This is a genomic window from Halobacillus ihumii (assembly GCF_902726645.1).
GTDB lineage: Bacteria > Bacillota > Bacilli > Bacillales > Halobacillaceae > Halobacillus_A > Halobacillus_A ihumii.
The window spans coordinates 774,936-795,274 of the sequence record NZ_CACVAO010000001.1 but is presented as its reverse complement, the minus strand read 5'-3'; the positions used below and the strand labels follow the sequence as shown (position 1 = coordinate 795,274).

21 protein-coding genes and 1 tRNA gene are annotated in these 20,339 nt (G+C 41.8%); 18 read left to right on the top strand and 4 right to left on the bottom strand.

Annotation, left to right across the window (positions count from 1 at the left end; all coding sequences use genetic code 11):
* Positions 1 to 1,084: 1,084 nt before the first annotated feature.
* The 7 genes from G6R08_RS04230 to G6R08_RS04200 all read left to right on the top strand — a co-directional run bounded on the left by G6R08_RS04230 (position 1,085) and on the right by G6R08_RS04200 (position 7,192).
* On the top strand, positions 1,085 to 2,101 hold the full coding sequence (locus tag G6R08_RS04230) for a tetratricopeptide repeat protein (RefSeq protein ID WP_163526826.1): 1,017 nt from the start codon (positions 1,085 to 1,087) through the stop codon (positions 2,099 to 2,101).
* A gap of 80 nt (positions 2,102 to 2,181) precedes the next feature.
* The gene (trxB, locus tag G6R08_RS04225) at positions 2,182 to 3,132 is read left to right on the top strand and encodes a thioredoxin-disulfide reductase (RefSeq protein WP_163526825.1); all 951 of its coding nucleotides are present in this window, start codon (positions 2,182 to 2,184) and stop codon (positions 3,130 to 3,132) included.
* Between the two features lie 339 nt (positions 3,133 to 3,471).
* Entirely contained in the window at positions 3,472 to 3,939 is a 468-nt protein-coding gene (locus tag G6R08_RS04220; protein ID WP_163526824.1) for an 8-oxo-dGTP diphosphatase, read from the top strand.
* 16 nt (positions 3,940 to 3,955) lie between these two features.
* Positions 3,956 to 4,840, top strand: a complete 885-nt coding sequence (rapZ, locus tag G6R08_RS04215) for an RNase adapter RapZ (RefSeq protein WP_163526823.1) — start codon at positions 3,956 to 3,958, stop codon at positions 4,838 to 4,840.
* Between the two features lie 3 nt (positions 4,841 to 4,843).
* Positions 4,844 to 5,797, top strand: a complete 954-nt coding sequence (locus G6R08_RS04210) for a gluconeogenesis factor YvcK family protein (protein ID WP_163526822.1) — start codon at positions 4,844 to 4,846, stop codon at positions 5,795 to 5,797.
* Between the two features lie 50 nt (positions 5,798 to 5,847).
* Positions 5,848 to 6,807: a DNA-binding protein WhiA gene (gene whiA, locus G6R08_RS04205; RefSeq protein ID WP_163526821.1), complete on the top strand. Its 960-nt coding sequence runs from the start codon at positions 5,848 to 5,850 to the stop codon at positions 6,805 to 6,807.
* 133 nt (positions 6,808 to 6,940) lie between these two features.
* Positions 6,941 to 7,192, top strand: coding sequence for an HPr family phosphocarrier protein (locus tag G6R08_RS04200; protein ID WP_163526820.1), 252 nt, complete (start codon positions 6,941 to 6,943; stop codon positions 7,190 to 7,192).
* Positions 7,193 to 7,299: 107 nt separating this feature from the next.
* On the opposite strand, the gene clpP is transcribed toward G6R08_RS04200, so the two are convergent.
* Complete coding sequence (clpP, locus tag G6R08_RS04195) at positions 7,300 to 7,893, bottom strand: ATP-dependent Clp endopeptidase proteolytic subunit ClpP (RefSeq protein WP_275897946.1); 594 nt, start codon at positions 7,891 to 7,893, stop codon at positions 7,300 to 7,302.
* A gap of 324 nt (positions 7,894 to 8,217) precedes the next feature.
* Between clpP and G6R08_RS04190 the strand changes: the two genes are divergently transcribed.
* From G6R08_RS04190 to G6R08_RS04140, 11 genes are all read left to right on the top strand, one after another.
* Positions 8,218 to 8,293, top strand: a tRNA-Arg gene (locus G6R08_RS04190).
* Between the two features lie 172 nt (positions 8,294 to 8,465).
* Positions 8,466 to 8,693, top strand: a complete 228-nt coding sequence (locus tag G6R08_RS04185; RefSeq protein ID WP_163526819.1) for a hypothetical protein — start codon at positions 8,466 to 8,468, stop codon at positions 8,691 to 8,693.
* 67 nt (positions 8,694 to 8,760) lie between these two features.
* A complete protein-coding gene (locus tag G6R08_RS04180) occupies positions 8,761 to 8,994 on the top strand; it encodes a glutaredoxin family protein (RefSeq protein ID WP_163526818.1) in 234 nt (77 codons plus the stop codon).
* 142 nt (positions 8,995 to 9,136) lie between these two features.
* Positions 9,137 to 10,165, top strand: a complete 1,029-nt coding sequence (locus G6R08_RS04175; protein ID WP_163526817.1) for a sugar-binding transcriptional regulator — start codon at positions 9,137 to 9,139, stop codon at positions 10,163 to 10,165.
* A 35-nt stretch (positions 10,166 to 10,200) separates the two neighbouring features.
* Positions 10,201 to 11,208 carry a type I glyceraldehyde-3-phosphate dehydrogenase gene (gap, locus tag G6R08_RS04170; protein WP_163526816.1) on the top strand — a complete coding sequence of 336 codons (1,008 nt, stop codon included), beginning with the start codon at positions 10,201 to 10,203 and terminating at the stop codon, positions 11,206 to 11,208.
* A 186-nt stretch (positions 11,209 to 11,394) separates the two neighbouring features.
* The gene (locus tag G6R08_RS04165; protein WP_163526815.1) at positions 11,395 to 12,576 is read left to right on the top strand and encodes a phosphoglycerate kinase; all 1,182 of its coding nucleotides are present in this window, start codon (positions 11,395 to 11,397) and stop codon (positions 12,574 to 12,576) included.
* Between the two features lie 21 nt (positions 12,577 to 12,597).
* The gene (gene tpiA / locus G6R08_RS04160; RefSeq protein WP_163526814.1) at positions 12,598 to 13,359 is read left to right on the top strand and encodes a triose-phosphate isomerase; all 762 of its coding nucleotides are present in this window, start codon (positions 12,598 to 12,600) and stop codon (positions 13,357 to 13,359) included.
* The gene (gene gpmI / locus G6R08_RS04155; RefSeq protein ID WP_163526813.1) at positions 13,352 to 14,887 is read left to right on the top strand and encodes a 2,3-bisphosphoglycerate-independent phosphoglycerate mutase; all 1,536 of its coding nucleotides are present in this window, start codon (positions 13,352 to 13,354) and stop codon (positions 14,885 to 14,887) included. Before tpiA ends, gpmI begins: the two co-directional genes overlap by 8 nt.
* Before the next feature lie 15 nt (positions 14,888 to 14,902).
* Positions 14,903 to 16,189, top strand: coding sequence for a phosphopyruvate hydratase (eno, locus tag G6R08_RS04150; protein ID WP_163526812.1), 1,287 nt, complete (start codon positions 14,903 to 14,905; stop codon positions 16,187 to 16,189).
* 140 nt (positions 16,190 to 16,329) lie between these two features.
* The gene (locus G6R08_RS04145; RefSeq protein WP_163526811.1) at positions 16,330 to 16,914 is read left to right on the top strand and encodes a YdcF family protein; all 585 of its coding nucleotides are present in this window, start codon (positions 16,330 to 16,332) and stop codon (positions 16,912 to 16,914) included.
* A gap of 11 nt (positions 16,915 to 16,925) precedes the next feature.
* On the top strand, positions 16,926 to 17,522 hold the full coding sequence (locus G6R08_RS04140; protein ID WP_240339643.1) for a nitroreductase family protein: 597 nt from the start codon (positions 16,926 to 16,928) through the stop codon (positions 17,520 to 17,522).
* 562 nt (positions 17,523 to 18,084) lie between these two features.
* On the opposite strand, the gene ytzI is transcribed toward G6R08_RS04140, so the two are convergent.
* The 3 genes from ytzI to G6R08_RS04125 all read right to left on the bottom strand — a co-directional run bounded on the left by ytzI (position 18,085) and on the right by G6R08_RS04125 (position 20,320).
* Positions 18,085 to 18,249, bottom strand: coding sequence for a YtzI protein (gene ytzI, locus G6R08_RS04135; RefSeq protein ID WP_163526810.1), 165 nt, complete (start codon positions 18,247 to 18,249; stop codon positions 18,085 to 18,087).
* Positions 18,250 to 18,330: 81 nt separating this feature from the next.
* Entirely contained in the window at positions 18,331 to 20,049 is a 1,719-nt protein-coding gene (ptsP, locus tag G6R08_RS04130; protein WP_163526809.1) for a phosphoenolpyruvate--protein phosphotransferase, read from the bottom strand.
* Between the two features lie 4 nt (positions 20,050 to 20,053).
* Entirely contained in the window at positions 20,054 to 20,320 is a 267-nt protein-coding gene (locus tag G6R08_RS04125; RefSeq protein WP_163526808.1) for a phosphocarrier protein HPr, read from the bottom strand.
* Positions 20,321 to 20,339 lie beyond the last annotated feature (19 nt).

Sequence of the window (20,339 nt, the reverse complement as noted above, 5' to 3'; positions counted from 1 at the left end):
GTGGTCTCTGTCTAGTGCGGCAGCGGCCATTTTTTGTTTATAATGCCCTTCAAAAAATGTTTAATTTAACTCCATTCTCAGCCTTTGCACAGCAAGGGGATTGGTAAGTGAAAGAGAAGTCTAGTCAAGCAGAAAATTTGAAATGATTGTTATTAATTTAGACGTTCCATCATCTAGTTGAGGAGAAGGTGGTCGTGGAAATAACTCGCTTTCCGTGGCCCCACAGGACGTGGGGTCGTTCGGTGTTGGCACACGACGTGCCGAACTTAACCGAACATCCTTTAACCGGTGAGTCTCCTCGGCTTCGCCTGCGGGGCCTCACCCTGTACTATAATCCCACAGGAGTCTCGCTATTTCCTTTTCCACCTTTCTATAAAAGGGGGAAGGAACGGTCTTGTCACTGTAGAAACACTCTATGACTATTAATGGGTGAGTTTATACGTTGAAGCAACTATCCCCTGTCCTTTTTTACAACTCCAATTTTTATTAGATGGCTCCGATGCTCGCATTAACGAAATGGAGGATAGTAACTGCGGAACTTCTACGGAAAGGTTGGCGAGTTAAAGGTTGTTCGGTTAATTTTGGGCTTCAAGGAATTTTAGGGATAGAGGAAGTTCAGATAAAGTCGAAACGTCCTGTTTCAAGGCCGAACTACCCCACTACGCACGAGGGCATGTGCCAACGTCGAACGAGAATGGGACAAACTAGACTTCTTAAGTAAACAGACGAACGATGTGCTGTTTTAGCGGAGAAAATATACGGAGACTCCTGCGGGAGGAAAGGCCTAGGTGAGACCTCGCAGTGCGCCAGCACAAGAAGGCTCAACAGCCGTCCGCGGAAAGCGAAGTATATTTTCGCAGCGGTTTATATGCACCAATTGTTATTATCTTACTTTTGCTCTAACCTCATGAAAAGCGAGTTATTTCCTCGACCACCTTCTCCCCATCCAAAGTCTTTATTTTTGTAAGGCCATTATGAAATTGACTCAACTACAAAAAAATACAAATTTCTTCTATTTCATTTCCCGCTTCTATGTTATACTGCATAATTAGTGAGAATGGACACGGAAAATAGGGGGACCGTCATGACGACATCACCGAATCCTGCGGCAACGAATGAAAAGACAAATATCATCCCTTTTTTACCAACAGGGAATTTTTATTTCTCTCATGGAATCCATGCCTTTAAAAAACGGCGGTTCAATGCGGCTGTTAAATGGCTGAAGAAAGCCATAGAGATCAGTCCGGATGAACCGCTTTATTCTTGTCAGCTCTCTGTCGTATACACCGAGGTTGGCTCTTATCATGCTGCGAATCAGCTATTAAGTGAAGTAATTGTCCAATATGGGGAACAATATCCGGACTGTTACTACTTGATGGCTAACAATTATGCCCATTTGGGCCTATTAAATGACGCACAAAAGTACGCCGAAAAATATTTAGATTATACGGATGATGGGGATTTTGAAGAAGCAGCCAAACAACTGCTGGGTATGCTTAATTCTTTAGAAGAGGAAGAAATTGAAGAAGACTTTGCTTTTGATGATGAAGATGAACTGCTTATCTATCAGGAAACGGCTTTTTATCATTTAGAGCATGAAGAATGGGACCAAGCTTTGCCTGTTTTACAAGAAATGATGGAACTGTTCCCTGAATTTAGTCTTGCCAAGCATAAGTATGCGTATGCCTTATTTCAGATCGGCGAACATGCCGAAGCGATTGAATTGGAGAACGCATGGCTTAAGAAAGATCATAAAAATATACACAGCCTCGTCAATCTAGCGTGTTTTTACTTAGCCGAACAACAAGAGGAACGCGCGATTTCCTTAATCGAACCATTAAGAAACGTGTATCCTATGCACGAACAACAAAAATTGGCGATTGCTGAAACGTTAGCGCGAGCTGGATACTATAATGAAGCAGTGGACCGTTTTCGTGCATTGAGGAATAAACAAGTAGTGAGAAGAAGAAGCTATTATAAATGGTTTAGTATTTCTTGCTATCACACTGGTAATCCATCGCGTGCTTTGCAGCTTTGGGAAAAAGGTTGTAAACAGTTTCCCAAGTTGAGTGAAGAAGGCGGGCCATGGATTCGAGGATAAGCACATTAATGGACGCTCTTAGTAAGATTTATTATGATGTTTACAGGATTAAGATTGTGTTGACAAGGAGTTGATGATCCATGACCGAAGAAAGAATTTATGATGTCATTATAGCAGGCGCCGGTCCGGCAGGGATGACGGCAGCCGTATATACTTCAAGGGCTAATCTTGATACGTTAATGATTGAGCGCGGTATTCCAGGTGGTCAAATGGCAAATACCGAAGATGTAGAGAATTACCCTGGGTTTGATCATATTCTGGGGCCAGACCTTTCCAATAAAATGTTTGATCATGCTAAAAAGTTTGGTGCAGAGTATGCCTATGGGGACATTAAAGAAGTAATTGAGGGGAAAGAGTACAAGACGGTTGTTGCCGGAAATAAAGAGTATAAAACCCGTGCCCTCATCATAACAACAGGTGCACAATACAAAGCATTAGGCGTCGAGGGTGAAAAAGAGCTGGGCGGCCGTGGTGTTTCCTATTGTGCCGTTTGTGACGGTGCCTTCTTTAAAGAGAAAGAACTTGTTGTTGTGGGCGGAGGAGACTCTGCTGTAGAAGAAGGGGTCTATCTCACCCGCTTTGCTAATAAAGTAACGATTGTTCACCGCCGTGATGAACTGCGCGCACAGAAGATTTTACAAGATCGTGCGTTTGATAATGATAAGATTGAGTTCATTTGGGATACTGTAGTGAAAGAAATCAATGATGAAGACGGCAAAGTCGGAAGCGTCACGTTGTATAATAATAAAACTAACGAAGAATACGAGTTCGATACAAACGGTGTGTTTATTTATATCGGTCTGATCCCACTCAGTAAACCATTTGAGAGTCTTGGGGTTACGAATGAACAGGGCTATATTGAAACTGACGAAAAAATGGAATCAAAAGTGCCGGGTGTTTTCGCGGCAGGAGATATTCGTGAGAAAGAATTACGTCAAATTGTGACAGCAACTGGCGACGGCAGTATTGCTGCTCAGTCTGCACAGAATTATATTGAGAATTTATTAGAGGAGTTAAAAACGGTAAAATAAAAAGTAACTCCAGCTTAATTCTCCTGTAACACGCATGAAACATTAATGGGGTACAATAAAAGTGATTAATTGACCCCCTTTTAATAGATCTCTATTAGGCACAGGTGTTTATCACCTGTGCATTTTTTTGTGCTTTTTTGCGAAAATTAAATTATTGGTACTTATAAAGTTTGTAAGTGAACGGGAAAAAACTGTGATTTACAGCCAGTCCCTATTACTCCTGTAGTAAAAACGTAAGTAATTTGCCTTAATGAAGCAAGCATAACATTGTAGCCAATTACGTATTCATTGTATAATAGATAAGAATGCCCTCTAGAGAATAAAATGAGGTGACAAGACGTGCAACGTGTAGCAAACTGTATTTTACGAAAAGATAATCATATATTAATGTTAAAAAAACCAAGGCGTGGCTGGTATGTTGCCCCTGGCGGAAAAATGGAGGCTGGGGAAAATATTAAAGATTCCGTAGTCCGTGAATTCCACGAAGAAACGGGTTTACGTATCAAAGATCCTGAACTTAAAGGTTCTTTCACATTTATCATGAAAGAGGACGATCAAACTGTTCAGGAGTGGATGATGTTTACCTTTTATACAACAGACTATCAAGGAGAGCTATTAGAAGTCAGTGAAGAGGGCCAACTCGAATGGGTAGCTGTAGAAGAAGTGCTGGATAAACCGATGGCTGAAGGTGATCGTTATATATTCAATCATATTTTATCGAGTGAAGAACAAGTATACGGTACATTCATCTATACAACTGATTTTCAATTGATCGACCAGGAACTGGACCCGTGTCGACCTACGTAATGAGGAGCGATGGCTTATGGCAGAAAAAGAAAACAATACTCAACTTGTAATCATAACTGGAATGTCTGGAGCAGGAAAGACCGTTGCTATCCAAAGCTTTGAAGACTTAGGCTTTTTTTGTGTTGATAATCTGCCGCCGACCCTTTTACCTAAATTCTTGGACTTAATGAAGGATTCAACTAATGATATTAAAAATGTTGCCCTTGTGATGGATTTAAGAGGGCGTGAGTTTTTCGATTCTTTATTTGATGCCCTTGATCGTTTAGGGAATGAAGATTGGCTGGATAGTCATATTCTGTTTCTAGATGCAGAAGATCAATCCCTTGTTTCGAGATATAAGGAAACAAGACGATCTCACCCGCTGGCTAAAGACGGCCTTCCACTCGAAGGCATTCGTCAGGAGCGTAAGATGCTGGACGAACTGCGGGGCCGGGCTCAAACCATTATTAATACATCCAGCCTTAAACCGAAGGAGCTGAGAGATAGAATTCTCGACCGATACAAAGCACAGAAACAGCAAGTGTTTTCTGTGCAGATGGTTTCTTTCGGGTTTAAGTATGGGGTGCCGATCGATGCGGACCTTATGTTCGATGTCAGGTTTTTACCAAACCCGCATTATGTGGAAAATATGCGCCCGCTGACAGGATTAAATTCAGAAGTATCCTCTTATGTATTTAAATGGTCTGATACTCAAAAATTTCTTGAAAAGCTAAAAGATTTGCTGCAGTTTATGCTGCCGCAATATAAGAGAGAAGGAAAGAGTCAGTTGGTAGTAGCAATCGGCTGCACAGGCGGTCAACACCGTTCTGTTGCCATAGCTGAGTACCTTTCCAATTACTTCTCCAGTGACTTTGTGACCCATGTGACGCACCGGGATATTGATAAAAGAAAGGGTTTGTAATCCATGGATCGTTTGAATAAACCCAAGGTAGTAGTCATTGGCGGAGGGACTGGGATGCCTGTATTATTGAGAGGGCTTAAATATTTTCCAATAGACCTTTCCGCGATCGTGACCGTTGCAGATGACGGAGGGAGTTCAGGAAGATTAAGAAATGAGCTTTCTATCCCGGCACCCGGTGATATTAGGAATGTACTAGCAGCAATGTCAGATGCAGAACCAATGCTTCTTGATTTATTTCAACACCGTTTTGTGAATGGGAATGGACTTTCTGGACATTCGATGGGAAACTTGCTGCTCGCTGCGATGACATCAATGACAGGAGATTTTTACCATGGAATTAAGGAAATTTCTCGTGTGCTGAATGTGAAAGGGAATATCTATCCTATTGCTAACCACTCCATGAATCTACATGCTGAGATGGAAGATGGGACGCTTGTAACGGGGGAGTCGAATATCCCAAAAGCCAATAAACGAATTAAACGCGTATATGTCAGCCCGCTTCCTATTCAGCCATTGCCTGAGGCGATGGATGCCATTAAAGACGCAGACTTGGTTGTAATTGCACCGGGCAGTCTATACACTAGCATTCTGCCGAACATTATAATACCAGAGATCGGTCAGGCATTAAGAGAAACGAAGGCGAAGGTAACGTATGTGTGTAATGTGATGACACAGGAAGGGGAAACATCAGGTTATACAGCAGCTGATCATGTGCAGGCTATATATGATCACGTCGGAGAAGGGTGCATTCATTCTGTTGTCGTTCATAATAAGCCAATCGGGCCAAATATCAGGAAAGTTTATGCAGAAGAAAATGCAGAACCTGTGCATTATGACATGGATCGAATTAAGGCACTGGGACTAAATATTATTGAAGAAGATATTATTGATAAAAGTCAGGCAGCCATTCGCCATGATACGACTAAATTAGCTCATTTGCTGCATTCGATGTTATAGGAGAAAGAAGTCATGCCGCTTGAAGCTTGTTTAAAATGGGGGTGAACATAGTGTCGTTTGCATCAGAGATTAAAAAGGAACTAACGAATGTAGAAGCCGATGAGAAGAATAGTGTGGAAGCGGAATTGGCAGCCCTCGTTCGAATGAATGGAACATTCTCTTTATCTAATAAGTCCTATTTATTAGATATCCAAACAGAGAATGCTGCGATAGCGAGACGCATTTATATGCTGATTAAAAAGCTGTATCCATATCCTGTAGAACTTCTGGTAAGAAAGAAAATGCGTTTAAAAAAGAATAATGTTTATATTGTCAGAATGAAAGAAAACGCCGAAAAACTGTTAAAAGACTTAGAAATTTTAGTCGGGCCTTTTTCGGTCAACCCGGAGATTCCAAAAAAGTATTTGGCCACTACTGGATGCAAGCGAGCATACTTGCGAGGAGCCTTTTTGGCGGGAGGATCTGTAAATAATCCGGAAACATCATCTTACCATTTGGAGATCCACTCTTCTGACGAGTCACATAATGAGGCATTATGTGAGCTAATGAACAGCTTTGGGTTACATGCCCGGACCCTGGAGAGAAAAAAAGGGTTTATTACTTACTTAAAAGAGGCGGAGAAGATTACCGAGCTGATTAGTAATATCGGAGCGCACCAGGCTCTTTTTAAATTCGAAGATGTACGTATCGTCAGAGATATGCGAAACTCTGTTAATCGGCTTGTCAATTGCGAAACGGCCAACTTAAATAAGACGATTGGAGCTGCGTTCAGGCAGGTAGAAAATATTAGGTTCATTAAACAAACTGTAGGATTAGAGGCTTTACCTGATAAGCTTCACGAAATCGCCTCACTTCGGCTTCAGCATCAGGAAGTTTCGTTAAAAGAGCTTGGGGAGTTAGTATCAGGTTCTCCGATAAGTAAATCTGGTATTAACCATCGCCTGCGCAAGATCGATGATTTTGCGGACAAAGTTAGGCGGGGTGAAGTAAAGGAAAGTAGTCAAAAATAATGTAATCTGAAAAATTTCATGCTATAATTATTTACAATTGAGGGCGCTTTCCTGTAGAAAGCGTTCTTTATTTAAACGAATTGTATGCGCTTTCTGAAAATAATGAAGACATAATAGAGAGGGGAATGAATAAATGATTGAACAGGCCGTAAAGGTTGAATTAGAGACAGGTTTACAAGCTAGGCCTGCTGCTCAATTCGTGCAGCAAGCCAATCGCTTTTCAGCGGATATTTTTATTGAGAAAGATCAGAAGCGGGTGAATGCAAAGAGTATTATGGGGCTCATGAGTTTGGCAGTGGCCTATAATGAGGAAATTTTGTTAATAGCTGAAGGAACGGATGAAGAAAAAGCGATAGCTGAATTAACGTCCTTTGTGAAAGAGTAATACGTGTTTATGTGAAGAAATGAACAAAATTTTATGATCATAAATGGTTTGTGGTTCCATGGTTGTACATAACAAAAGCCCGCTGTTCATACAGCGGGCTTTTGTTCTTATTCGCCTGTCTTTTCCATCACTTTATCGATTAGACCATATTCGACAGCTTCATGGGCTGACATGAAATTATCACGGTCTGTGTCGCGCTCGATCACTTCAAGCGGCTGACCAGTTCGTTCTGATAGAATTTGGTTTAATTTCTCACGCATTTTGATGATGCGTTTAGCGTGAATTTCAATGTCGGATGCTTGCCCCTGTGTTCCGCCGAGTGGCTGGTGGATCATCACTTCACTGTTTGGCAGTGCATAACGTTTTCCTTTTGCACCGGCATTGAGAAGGAAAGCACCCATAGAAGCGGCCATCCCTGTGCAGATTGTAGAAACGTTTGGCTTGATGAACTGCATCGTATCGTAAATGGCCATTCCAGAGGTAATGGATCCACCCGGAGAGTTGATATAAAGTGAAATGTCTTTCTCAGGGTCTTCAGCAGCTAAGAATAATAGCTGAGCAACGATAGAGTTGGAAACATTATCATCAATAGCACTGCCTAGCATAATAATCCGATCTTTCAATAAACGGGAATAAATGTCATAGGCACGTTCTCCACGGTTAGTTTGTTCAATTACTGTTGGGATTAAATTCATTGTAATTTCCTCCTTTTCATCATTGCATATATGATGGAATATGTTTTTATCATACCTTTAAGGTCAGAAAAGGTCAAACGAAAAGATTGTACCTTTTTGACTAATTTCTTTAGTCCTTGGCTGGTTTGGAGAGAGGTACAGGACTTATAGATTCGCGGTTATAGAAAAAATCGCAGATGCTGGTACAATAGAGCATCCCTGTACCATCATTTCCCTAATTTGAACAGGATAAACCTGTGATTATGATTAGAATTCCAAGACGCTCAAGTCAAAATAGATCTTGATTTTCTTGCTGATTAATCGTATAATATACCTTGTCTTTCTGATTTTGCGCCCGTAGCTCAGTTGGATAGAGCGGTAGATTCCGGTTCTACGTCAGTCGGGGGTTCGAATCCTCTCGGGCGCGCTTTTACTTACATTATTTATATTTAATTTACCCACGCCGCCTATTTTAGCAGGTGGTTTTTTGTAGCTCATTTTCTAGTCAGGCTGAGTGTTATAAGTTTCACTCGAAATTTGTGTGTGTTATTCTTGTGGATATCCGATTGTTGGTTTTCGTTAAGCGAAAAGGGGATTTTATGACAAATATTATTCGTTTCAAAATCATATCAACTGAAAAGATTCCAGAAGACCGTAGAATCCATATTCTTGATATGCAGCATAGAAGAAAGCTGTCCTTTAATTTAAAGTCACTGTATCGTTCCCTTGAACGAACGGTTGGTGAAGATGAATTGATTGAGTTCTTAGAAGCGAAGAAATTTAAAATTGACCATGGTTATTATGATTTTGTAAGCCACGTTTCTTAACGTGGCTTTATTAGTTTTATCAAAGTCACAGATTAACTGTATGCTCCAAATAGGGAGGGAAGACAACATGAATAAAATAACTCTCTACGGTAAAAGTAATTGTAAGTTGTGTGATGAAGTTAAAGAACTGATTGAAGTTCTCGCCATGGATTATCAAATTGAAATGACTGAGGTTGATATTGAGGAAGATGAGCAATTACTGCGTAGTTACTTTCTTGAAATTCCCGTCCTTTTTATTAATGGTGAAAGAATTGATTACCGGGAAATCGATGTTTTTTCGCTAAGAGAGCGGTTACAGTGAGTTTTTCAGTTGCACAGCTTCACCTGCACTGATAATATATAAATTGAAAAGGATATTTTTTTGCTCCGAGCGGGACAGATTATGACTGCCTGGGACATATCTATCCCGACTAATATACTTTTCATAATAAAGGAGCTTTTTCATGAGAGCTTTAATTGACTTACAAAAGAAATTGTTTCCAGATGTCCTTGAAGTTATGCAAAGACGTTATCAACTGCTCCACCATATTCGGTTGATGCAACCGGTAGGCAGGAGGGCACTGTCTGAGAACAGTCAACTTGCTGAAAGAACTGTTCGAAGTGAAGTAGACTTCTTGAGCAAGCAAGGAGCTGTTGATATCACATCAAGAGGGATGCACTTGACCTATGAAGGGCAAGCGATTCTTGAACAGTTAGCAGAGTTTATTAAGGATGTAACTGGAATAAAAGTTTTAGAACAGCAGTTAATGGATAAATTAAAATTAGACGATGTTGTCGTTATTCCAGGTGACAGTGACCAGTTAGACTGGGTTAAACAGGAAATGGGTAAAGCTTGTGTTGAATACTTGAAGGCACATTTGCATTCAAGAGAAACTGTGGCTATTACCGGTGGCTCGACAATGGCTGCTGTTGCAGAAATGATGACACCTCTCGAAAAAGCGAGTCAATGTATGTTTGTACCTGCTCGCGGAGGTCTTGGAGAGCGTGTCGAGAACCAAGCCAATACGATTTGTGCTGAAATGGCGAAAAAAGCACGAGGAGATTATCGTCTTCTCTACGTTCCGGACCCCTTAAGTGAGGAATCTTATCAGACGATCATTGAAGAACCTTCTATTAAAGAAGTGCTGGATATGATCCGTAATGCAGGTATGGTTGTTCACGGAATAGGGGAGGCTATGACAATGGCCGAACGACGTAAAACGCCAACTTCTCAACTGGAGTTAATTCATGAAAGACAAGCAGTAGGAGAAGCGTTTGGTTATTACTTTAACGAATCGGGCGAGATCGTTCATAAAGTCCGGACGGTTGGATTGCAGTTAGAGGATCTGTCCTCAGCTGATGATGTTATCGCGGTGGCGGGAGGAAAGTCGAAAGCACAGGCTATTGCTTCCTATTTTCAGCCGGGTCAAAGTAATATACTGATTACCGATGAAGGTGCCGCGTCAGAGTTAGTAAGGGGTTACCCCTTTTAAATAAAAATTGTTTACTATTTTAAGGAGGAATTAGCATGACTGTAAGAGTAGGTATTAACGGTTTCGGCCGCATTGGACGTAATGTTTTCCGTGCTGCGCTTAAAAATAATGAAGTAGAGGTTGTAGCTGTAAATGATTTAACGGATGCCAATATGCTGGCACACTTGCTGCAATATGATACAGTTCACGGTAAGCTTGAAGAAGAGGTTACTGTTAATGGCGATAATCTAGTAGTTGGCGGGCAAGAGATTAAAGTTCTTTCTGAAAAAGATCCTGCTAACCTTGGCTGGGGAGATCTTGGAGTAGAAATCGTAATCGAGTCTACTGGTCGCTTCACTCAGCGTGACGATGCGAAGAAACACCTTGATGCAGGAGCGAAGAAGGTTGTCATTTCTGCACCAGCAAAACAAGAAGACCTTACAGTAGTTATGGGTGTAAACGAAGATCAATATAACAAAGATGAGCATCATGTAATTTCTAACGCTTCTTGTACGACAAACTGTCTTGCACCATACGCAAAGGTATTGAATGATAAATTTGGTCTAAAAAGAGGAATGATGACAACAGTTCACTCTTATACGAATGATCAGCAAATCCTTGACTTGCCGCACAAAGACTACCGTCGTGCACGTGCTGCTGGTCAGAATATCATCCCAACAACAACAGGTGCTGCCCAGGCTGTAGCAAAAGTGCTTCCTGAACTAGACGGTAAACTTAGCGGCATGGCTATGCGTGTTCCAACAGCTAACGTTTCTATCGTTGACCTTGTTGCAGAACTAGATAAAGATGTAACAGCTGAAGAAGTGAACGCAGCACTTAAAGAAGAGGCAGAAGGCAACCTTAAAGGTATTCTAGATTATAGTGACGAGCCTTTAGTTTCAACAGACTATAACGGCAACACTCATTCTTCTATTATTGATGGTCTATCTACCCTGACTCTTGAAGACAATATGGTCAAAATTGTTTCATGGTATGATAACGAAACAGGCTACTCTAACCGTTGTGTAGACCTTGCTGTATATCTTAAGAGCAAAGGCCTATAATACGAGTATCACTGACTAACAATTTCATGTATGCTAATAGATAAAGGAGGAGGTCCATGCATGTCCTCCTCCTTTATCCATGTGATTAAGAGTTCCTGATTAGGCGTTTTCACATAAAAGTTTCGTGGAAACGTACATAATGGGCAGGAACTAGTCCTGACCAAATTGAAGGAGGTTGTCCATTTCATGAATAAGAAAACGATTCGTGATGTAGACGTACGAGGAAAAACCGTTTTTTGCCGTGTTGACTTTAACGTTCCCATGAGCGGGGGTGAGGTGACGGATGACACAAGAATTAAAGCAGCATTGCCGACGATTAAACACTTATCTGGCAATGGAGCTAAAGTGGTTCTTGCGAGTCACCTTGGACGACCTAAAGGCGAAGTCGTGGAAGAATTACGGCTTGATTCGGTTGCCAAGCGTTTAAGTGAACTAATCGGCCAAACCATCACGAAAACGGATGGAGTAGTGGGCGAAGAAGTGAATACAGCTCTTTCAGAAACACAGGGAGGAGATATTCTTCTGATTGAAAACGTTCGCTTTCATCCTGGTGAAGAGAAAAATGATCCTGAATTAGCCAAGGCTTTTGCCAATATGGCTGATTTATATGTGAATGATGCTTTTGGTGCTGCACACCGGGCTCATGCTTCTACAGCTGGGATTGCAGAACATATCCCTGCAGTTGCAGGCTTTTTAATGGAGAAAGAGATTAAGGTGCTGAGTAACGCTTTATCGAATCCTGATCGTCCATTCACAGCCATCATCGGAGGCGCAAAGGTAAAAGATAAAATTGGCGTCATAGACAACCTCATTGATAAAGTAGATCATCTGATCATCGGGGGCGGACTTGCCTATACGTTTGTAAAAGCTCAAGGCCACGAAATTGGCAAGTCACTGCTTGAAGAAGATAAAATTGATCTTGCGAAAGAATATATGAAAAAAGCAGAGGAAAAAGGTGTCGATTTCTTGATGCCTGAAGATGTAATCGTTGCTGATGATTTCTCTGACTCTGCTAACACGAAAGAAGTAGCGATCGATAGCATTCCGGCTGATTGGGAAGCCTTGGATATCGGTCCTAAAACGAGAGAAAAGTACGCAGATGTGATCAAAGACTCCAAGTTAGTAATCTGGAATGGACCTATGGGAGTATTTGAACTGGAGACGTTTGCAAATGGTACGAAGAGTGTAGCTAATGCACTTGCAGAGACGGAAGGTTATTCCGTAATTGGCGGCGGGGATTCAGCTGCAGCCGTAGAGAAGTTTGGTTTTGCCGATGATATGAACCACGTATCTACAGGGGGCGGAGCATCCCTTGAGTTTATGGAAGGGAAAGAACTTCCAGGCGTAGCTTTACTTAACGATAAATAATTTATGGAGAGGTGTTGTGACATGCGTAAGCAAGTAATTGCAGGTAACTGGAAAATGAACAAAACGCACTCAGAGGCAAATGAATTTGTTCAAGCAACAAAAAATGAAGTTCCTTCAGCAAGTGCAGTGGAATCTATCGTTTGTGCTCCATTTCCATTTCTTCAAAAAATGGTAGAAGAAACGAAGGGGACTTCCCTTGAAATTGGTGCTCAAAACATGCACTTTGAGGAAAGTGGTGCCTTCACAGGTGAAGTAAGCCCGGTTATGCTTAAAGAACTTGGTGTTACTTATGTTGTACTTGGCCACTCTGAACGTCGCGAGATTTTTGAAGAAACAGATGAAGTGGTGAACAAGAAAGTTCATGCTGCCTTTAACCATGGATTAACACCAATTGTTTGTGTAGGAGAAACGCTTGATCAGCGTGAAGCTGATCAAACGATGGACCATGTAAAATCACAGGTGAAGAAGGCATTAGAAGGACTGACTGTTGAGCAAATTTCTAATACGATCATCGCTTATGAACCAATATGGGCAATCGGCACAGGACGTACAGCAACTTCTGAGCAGGCTAATGAGGTTTGCACACATATTCGTAAAGTGGTCGGCGAATTTGCAAGTACAGAGGCTGGAGAAGCGGTACGTATTCAATACGGTGGCAGCGTGAAACCAGCTAACGTAGATGAACTTCTCTCTCAATCTGATATTGACGGAGCCTTAGTAGGTGGAGCAAGCCTTGAAGCTGATTCTTTCTTAAAACTAGTGGAGGCAGGTAAGCATGAGTAAGCAAAATTTAGCTGCCCTCATTATTCTGGATGGCTTTGCCATTCGAGATGAGGAAATGGGGAATGCGGTGAAGCAAGCAAACACTCCTAACTTTGATCGATACTGGAACGACTTCCCTCATGCTCAGCTGCAAGCGAGTGGCGAGTATGTCGGTCTTCCAGACGGACAGATGGGGAATTCTGAAGTCGGTCATTTGAACATTGGGGCTGGCCGCATCGTTTATCAAAGCTTAACACGGATTAATTTAGCCATCCGCGAACAAGAGTTTATGAAAAATGAGTCACTCGTACAAGCTATCACACACGCTAAAGAGAATAAGAAGGGTCTGCACATCTTTGGTCTGCTTTCAGACGGGGGAATTCATAGTCATATTAACCATATGTACGCTGTCCTTCAACTTGCAGCAGATTACGGCTTAGACAGAGTATATGTACATGGCTTTCTTGACGGTCGGGATGTTGATCAACAATCAGCTCTGACCTATATTAAACAGGCTCAAGAGAAAATGGCTGAAATAGGTGTAGGGCAGTTTGCTACGCTTTCCGGTCGTTACTACGCGATGGATCGGGATAACCGCTGGGATCGTGTGAAAAAGTCTTACGATGCAATTGCTTATGGTGAAGGTCCGGCTTATTCTGATCCGCTTGAAGCTGTTAAGGAATCCTATGAAAAGGAAATCTATGATGAATTTGTAGAACCGGTTGTGATTACGGATGAAACAGGTCATCATATCGCTTCGATCGAGGATGAAGATGCTGTCGTCTTTTTCAATTTCCGTCCTGACCGGGCCATTCAAATTTCACGTTCTTTTGCTAACAATGAGTTCAATGATTTTGATCGTGGAGAAAACGCGCCTAAGAACCTTCACTTTGTCAGTATGACTCAATATAGTGGTGCAGTGGACAGTAACATTGCATTTGCACCAAATGAGTTAAAAAATACTGTCGGTGAAGTTTTGGAAAGTCATGAGATGAACCAGCTACGTATCGCTGAAACTGAGAAGTACCCTCATGTCACATTCTTTATGAGTGGGGGACGTGAGAAGGAATTTGAAGGCGAAGAGCGGATTCTGATCGATTCACCAAAAGTAGCTACTTACGATTTGCAGCCGGAAATGAGTGCTTATCAAGTGACGGACGCCCTGCTGGGTGAATTGGCTGCAGATAAGCACAATGCGATCATTTTGAATTTTGCCAACCCTGATATGGTGGGTCATTCAGGTATGCTTGAACCAACAATTAAGGCGATTGAAACCGTAGATGAATGTTTAGGAAAGATTATAGATAAGATCCATGAAAAAGGCGGTCATGCTATAATTACGGCAGATCACGGAAATTCCGATGAGGTGACGACACTTGACGGAAATCCAATGACTGCTCATACGACCAACCCTGTTCCTGTTATTGTTACAAAAGATGGGGTAAAGCTTCGCCAGGACGGAATTCTTGGGGACTTATCACCCACGCTGCTGCAGTTGTTAAAAGTCGAACAGCCTGAAGAGATGACAGGAAAATCATTAATTAAATAAAAAGGAGAGATTTTAATGCCATATATTACAGATGTATACGCACGTGAAGTACTTGATTCACGTGGTAACCCAACCGTTGAAGTTGAAGTTTATACAGAATCCGGAGCTTTTGGCAGTGCACTCGTTCCAAGCGGTGCATCTACTGGAGAATACGAAGCTGTTGAATTGCGTGACGGAGATAAAGACCGTTATTTAGGGAAAGGTGTTATCCAGGCCGTTGAAAACGTTAATGAAAAAATCGCTCCTAATCTATTAGGTATGGATGTAACACAGCAAGTGATCATTGATCAATTGATGATCGAGCTTGACGGAACTGAAAACAAAGGAAAATTAGGTGCCAATGCTATTCTGGGCGTTTCTATGGCTGTAGCTCATGCAGCAGCTGACGTAGTTGGACAGCCTCTTTACAAGTATCTTGGAGGGTTCACGGCTTCAACGCTTCCAACTCCAATGATGAATATTTTAAACGGCGGAGAGCATGCAGACAATAACGTTGATATACAAGAATTCATGATTATGCCTGTTGGTGCACCTACCTTTAAAGAAGCTGTACGCATGGGGGCAGAGATTTTCCATGCCTTGAAGAAAGTATTGAAGGCAAAAGGCTACAATACAGGTGTTGGTGATGAAGGTGGATTTGCTCCAAACCTTCAATCGAACGAAGAAGCTCTTTCTACAATCATTGAAGCGATTGAAGAAGCAGGGTACAAGCCTGATGAAGAAGTTAAGCTGGCAATGGATGTTGCCTCTTCTGAAATTTATGAGGATGGTAAGTACAACCTGAAAGGCGAAGGAGTCATTCGTACTTCTGAAGAAATGGTTGACTGGTACGAAGAACTTGTTAATAAATATCCGATTATTTCCATTGAAGATGGACTTGATGAAAATGATTGGAAGGGTACGAAGCTATTAACAGATCGAATTGGTGATCGTGTTCAATTAGTTGGCGATGATCTGTTCGTTACAAACACAACGAAGCTTGCCCGTGCCATTGAAGAAGGCGTTGGGAACTCTATCCTGGTCAAGGTTAACCAAATCGGTTCACTTACTGAAACATTTGAAGCCATTGAAATGGCCAAGCGTGCTGGCTACACAGCTGTTATCTCTCACCGTTCTGGTGAAACTGAAGATGCTACAATAGCTGACATTGCCGTTGCAACGAATGCTGGACAAATTAAGACAGGTGCTCCATCACGAACAGACCGAGTAGCTAAATACAACCAGCTTCTCCGCATTGAAGATCAACTGCTGGGAACAGCTACTTATGCAGGAGATAAAGCATTCTATAACCTTCATAAGTAAGACGCAGGAATATAACTTTGACTGACCACTTGGTGATATGCCAAGTGGTCTTTTTATGAAAAAATAGGGCATTCAATTAGGAATTTTCTGTGTTATGATGGAGGATAGTTGTCAGAGTTGTTAGTAGGAGAGCAAAGAGTATGAAAAAATGCATAGCCATAGTCATTTGGCTGATTATAAGTTATGTTGCATTCACTGGGTATTCGATTTGGACATACGGAGAAGAACAGGATAACCTGCAGGCTGAAGCAGCCATTGTATTGGGAGCTGCCCAATGGAATGGCGAGCCAAGCCCCGTGTTTGAAGGTCGTTTAAAACAAGGAATTGAACTTTATAAAGATGGACAAGTTGAATATCTAATTTTTACCGGTGGAGAAAGTGAACATGCCGTGGCCTCTGAGGCGGAGGTAGGTCGTAATTACGCAGTAAACCATGGAGTTCCTAAGTCAGATATTCTCATTGAAAGTACTTCACAGGTTACAAAAGAAAATCTAATTAATGCGAAGGAAGTGGCTGAGAAGCAAAAAGTAGATTCCTTCCTGATTGTTAGTGATAAATATCATTTAAAAAGAGCTGTAGCGGTGGCAAGGGAAAATGGAATGGAAGCGACTGGGGTGCCAACTGATTATTCCGCCTATAAAACATTAGAAACGAAAATGCCCTTCTTTTTAAGAGAATGGGTTTATTTTATCGGATATAAGCTGTTGGATCCTTTTCGCTCATAAAGGCGGGGGAAATGATGAATGTGATAGATGCCATACAAACTCGACGGTCGATTCACGACTTTAAAAATGAATTAGTAGATGAAGCAGTGCTGCAGGAGATTTTTCAGATAGCCAGCTGGGCACCAAATCATCGTTTAAAAGAACCCTGGAACGTAGTGGTGTATCAGAATGAGGGCGCACAGCACTATGTCGATCTTGTTATCGAAAGTTATTTGAGGCAAGGCTTTGCCAAAGGATATTCTGCTGAGAAAGCAGATAAGATGATGAACGGAATTAAACAGTTCCTGATTCAAATTCCTCATCATGCTTTAATTTATCTAGAACGTGATTCTGACCTTCATAAGTTTGAAGAGGATTATTCCGCCGTTTGCGCCTTTATTCAGAATGCACAATTGGCCGCATGGGAGAAGGGTGTCGGGGGATTGTGGACCACGAGTCCTTATATTCATGACACTGAGTTTATTAAAGGGATTGGCCTTGACCCGGCATCTCATAAGGTGGCAGGTGTCATACAGTTGGGATACCCAGCCCGTATTCCCGAGCCGAAAGCACGGCGCAAAGTTCAACTTACCTTTCAAAATGAATCGTTTGGGTCAAATTCAAAATAGTTCTTTTACACTGAAGACTGATAGGCCACTCTATTTGTGTAGCTTCTTGAAATCTGAGTAAGGTTCCGTATTTTTAATTGGAGAATGGGGGATGGGAAACCACTCGCTTTCCACGGGGAAGACGGCAAGTCTCCTCGGTCTACGACCTCCGGGGCCTCGCCAGCCTTTCCTTTCCCGTAGGAGTCTCGCAGTTTCCCATCCCCATTTCGTTACTGAGAGTAACGGAACCATCTTAATAAAAAATCGAGTTGTAAAAGGCTAGGGAATAATTTCTTCAACAGATATACTCATCATCAATGGTTATGGAGTGTATCTGCAGTGGTAGAGAGCCGTTTCTTCCCGCTTTTTATAGAAAGGTGAGAGGGGAAATAACGAGACTCCTGTGGGAGGATCGTACAAGGTGAGATCCCGGAAGGCGACAGGCCTGAGGAAGCTCACCGTACGCCCACGGAAAGCGAGTTATTTCCCCGACCACCTTCACATCATCTAGATAGTGGAACGACTGTGCAAAAGCTGAGGGTTATGAAATTCATGTATTCAACAAAAAAATCTGATGTCCGGTTCAGCGGACATCAGATTTTTTATGTTCTTCCTTATCGTGACTCTCATCCGGCAATGGATCAACTGTGTGTTTGTAGTCGTATCCTTTTGAAATAGCTACTGCGAAGGCAGCGGCTACGCCAAGTACGATCGCCACACAAATAATCATAATGATCGTAAATGTCATGAAAACACTTCTTTCCTATTACAATTTGAAAAAGAAGATCTTTTATCTATTGATCATTTTGCCATAAACTAAGAGTGATTTCTATACGAGATTTGCTTTATCTTTAATGAACTCAACAACTTCTTCCGCAGTACCCATAGCTAGAATTTCATCCTTGTAGGAAGCCAGCTCCTGTTTAGATAAAGATTTGATTTGGGTTCGCGCTGGCAGTACGGAAGTGGCGCTCATGCTGAATTCATCTAATCCAAGCGAAAGAAGCAGTGGGATGGCAATTTCATCTCCTGCCATTTCTCCACACATTCCAGCCCATTTGCCTTCTGAGTGAGCCGCTTCAATTACATTGTTTACGAGATTTAAGATAGCCGGGTTATAAGGTTGATACAAGTAAGAAACGCGTTCATTCATTCTGTCAGCAGCCATTGTGTACTGGATTAAGTCATTTGTTCCAATACTGAAGAAATCAACTTCTTTAGCGAACTGGCGAGCAATTACAGCTGTTGCTGGAATTTCAACCATCATTCCTACTTCAATTTGATCGGATACATCCTCACCTTCTTGAACAAGCTTGTCTTTCTCTTCATTTAAAATAGTCTTTGCCTGACGGAATTCATCTAACGTTGCAATCATCGGGAACATAATTTTCAAGTTCCCATGGACACTTGCCCGCAGTAAGGCACGCAATTGAATACGGAAGATATCATCACGTTCCAGACAAAGGCGAATCGCTCGGAAGCCAAGGAATGGATTCATTTCCTTTGGAAGGTCTAAATAGTCCAGTTCTTTATCGCCGCCGATATCAAGCGTACGAACAACAACAGGTTTGTCTCCCATTTGCTTCAAGACAGAAGAATAAGCATCATACTGCTCTTCTTCTGTAGGCAGTTGGTTCTTGCCCATATAAAGAAACTCAGTTCGGTAAAGACCAACACCTTCTCCGCCATTATTTAATACACCATCAACATCCTCAGGAGTACCGATATTGGCCACAAGTTCTACATGTTCTCCTTCAGAAGTCTTTGTTGGTTCATCTTTGAGCTTAGCCCATTCTTGTTTTTTCTCTTCAAAATCGGCAAGCTTCTGTTGATAAGTTTCGATTTCATCAGGAGCAGGGTTGAGGATGACATTACCGTCAATCCCATCCACAATAATCATGGAATCGTTCTCAGCCTGACTTGTCACGTCTTTAGTACCAACTACTGCTGGAATCTCAAGTGAGCGAGCCATAATAGCAGAGTGAGATGTACGTCCGCCGATATCTGTGGTGAACCCTTTTACATATTGTTTGTTAAGCTGCGCCGTATCAGAAGGAGTAAGATCGTCAGCGACTATAACTACTTCTTCATTAATTAATGCAGGGTCAGGGAAAGTGACGTTAAGCAGGTGTGCCATTACACGCTTCGTTACATCTTGAATATCAGCCGCCCGTTCTTTCATATATTCATTGTCCATATTTTTGAACATGTTTATGAACATGTCGGCTGTCTCATCCAGAGCTGCTTCAGCATTTACATCATCAGATTTGATTTTATCTTCAATCGGATTAATAAGTTCCGGATCACTTAAGACGAGCAAATGTGCAGAAAAAATTTCCGCATGCTCATCGCCCAACGTTTTTTTCGTGTGTTCTTTAATTTTTTCAAGCTCGCTCTTTGAAATATCAATTGCATCATGGAGCCGCATGATTTCATCAGCAGGTTGGTCGATTTTTGTCTTTTCGAAAGTAAGATCTGGAGCTTCTAAGCGATAGACCTTAGCAATAGCAATACCGCTGGAAGCCCCAATTCCTTGTAATTGTCCCATGCAATTATTCCCCCAGACCTTCATTCTTCATTGTCGTTGCGAGGTGATCGATCGCTTCTTGCTCGTCATTTCCTTCAGCAGTAATTTTAACATCAGCTCCTGATGGGATTCCTAAGCTCATAATGCCCATAATGGATTTTAAGTTAACTGCCTTCTCTTTATAATGCAGGTTAATATCTGACTCATACTTGCCTGCATTCTGTACAAGTACGGTTGCCGGCCTAGCGTGAACACCGTCTGCAGATGTAATGTTAAATGTTTTTTCTACCATGATTATTCCTCCTTGATAA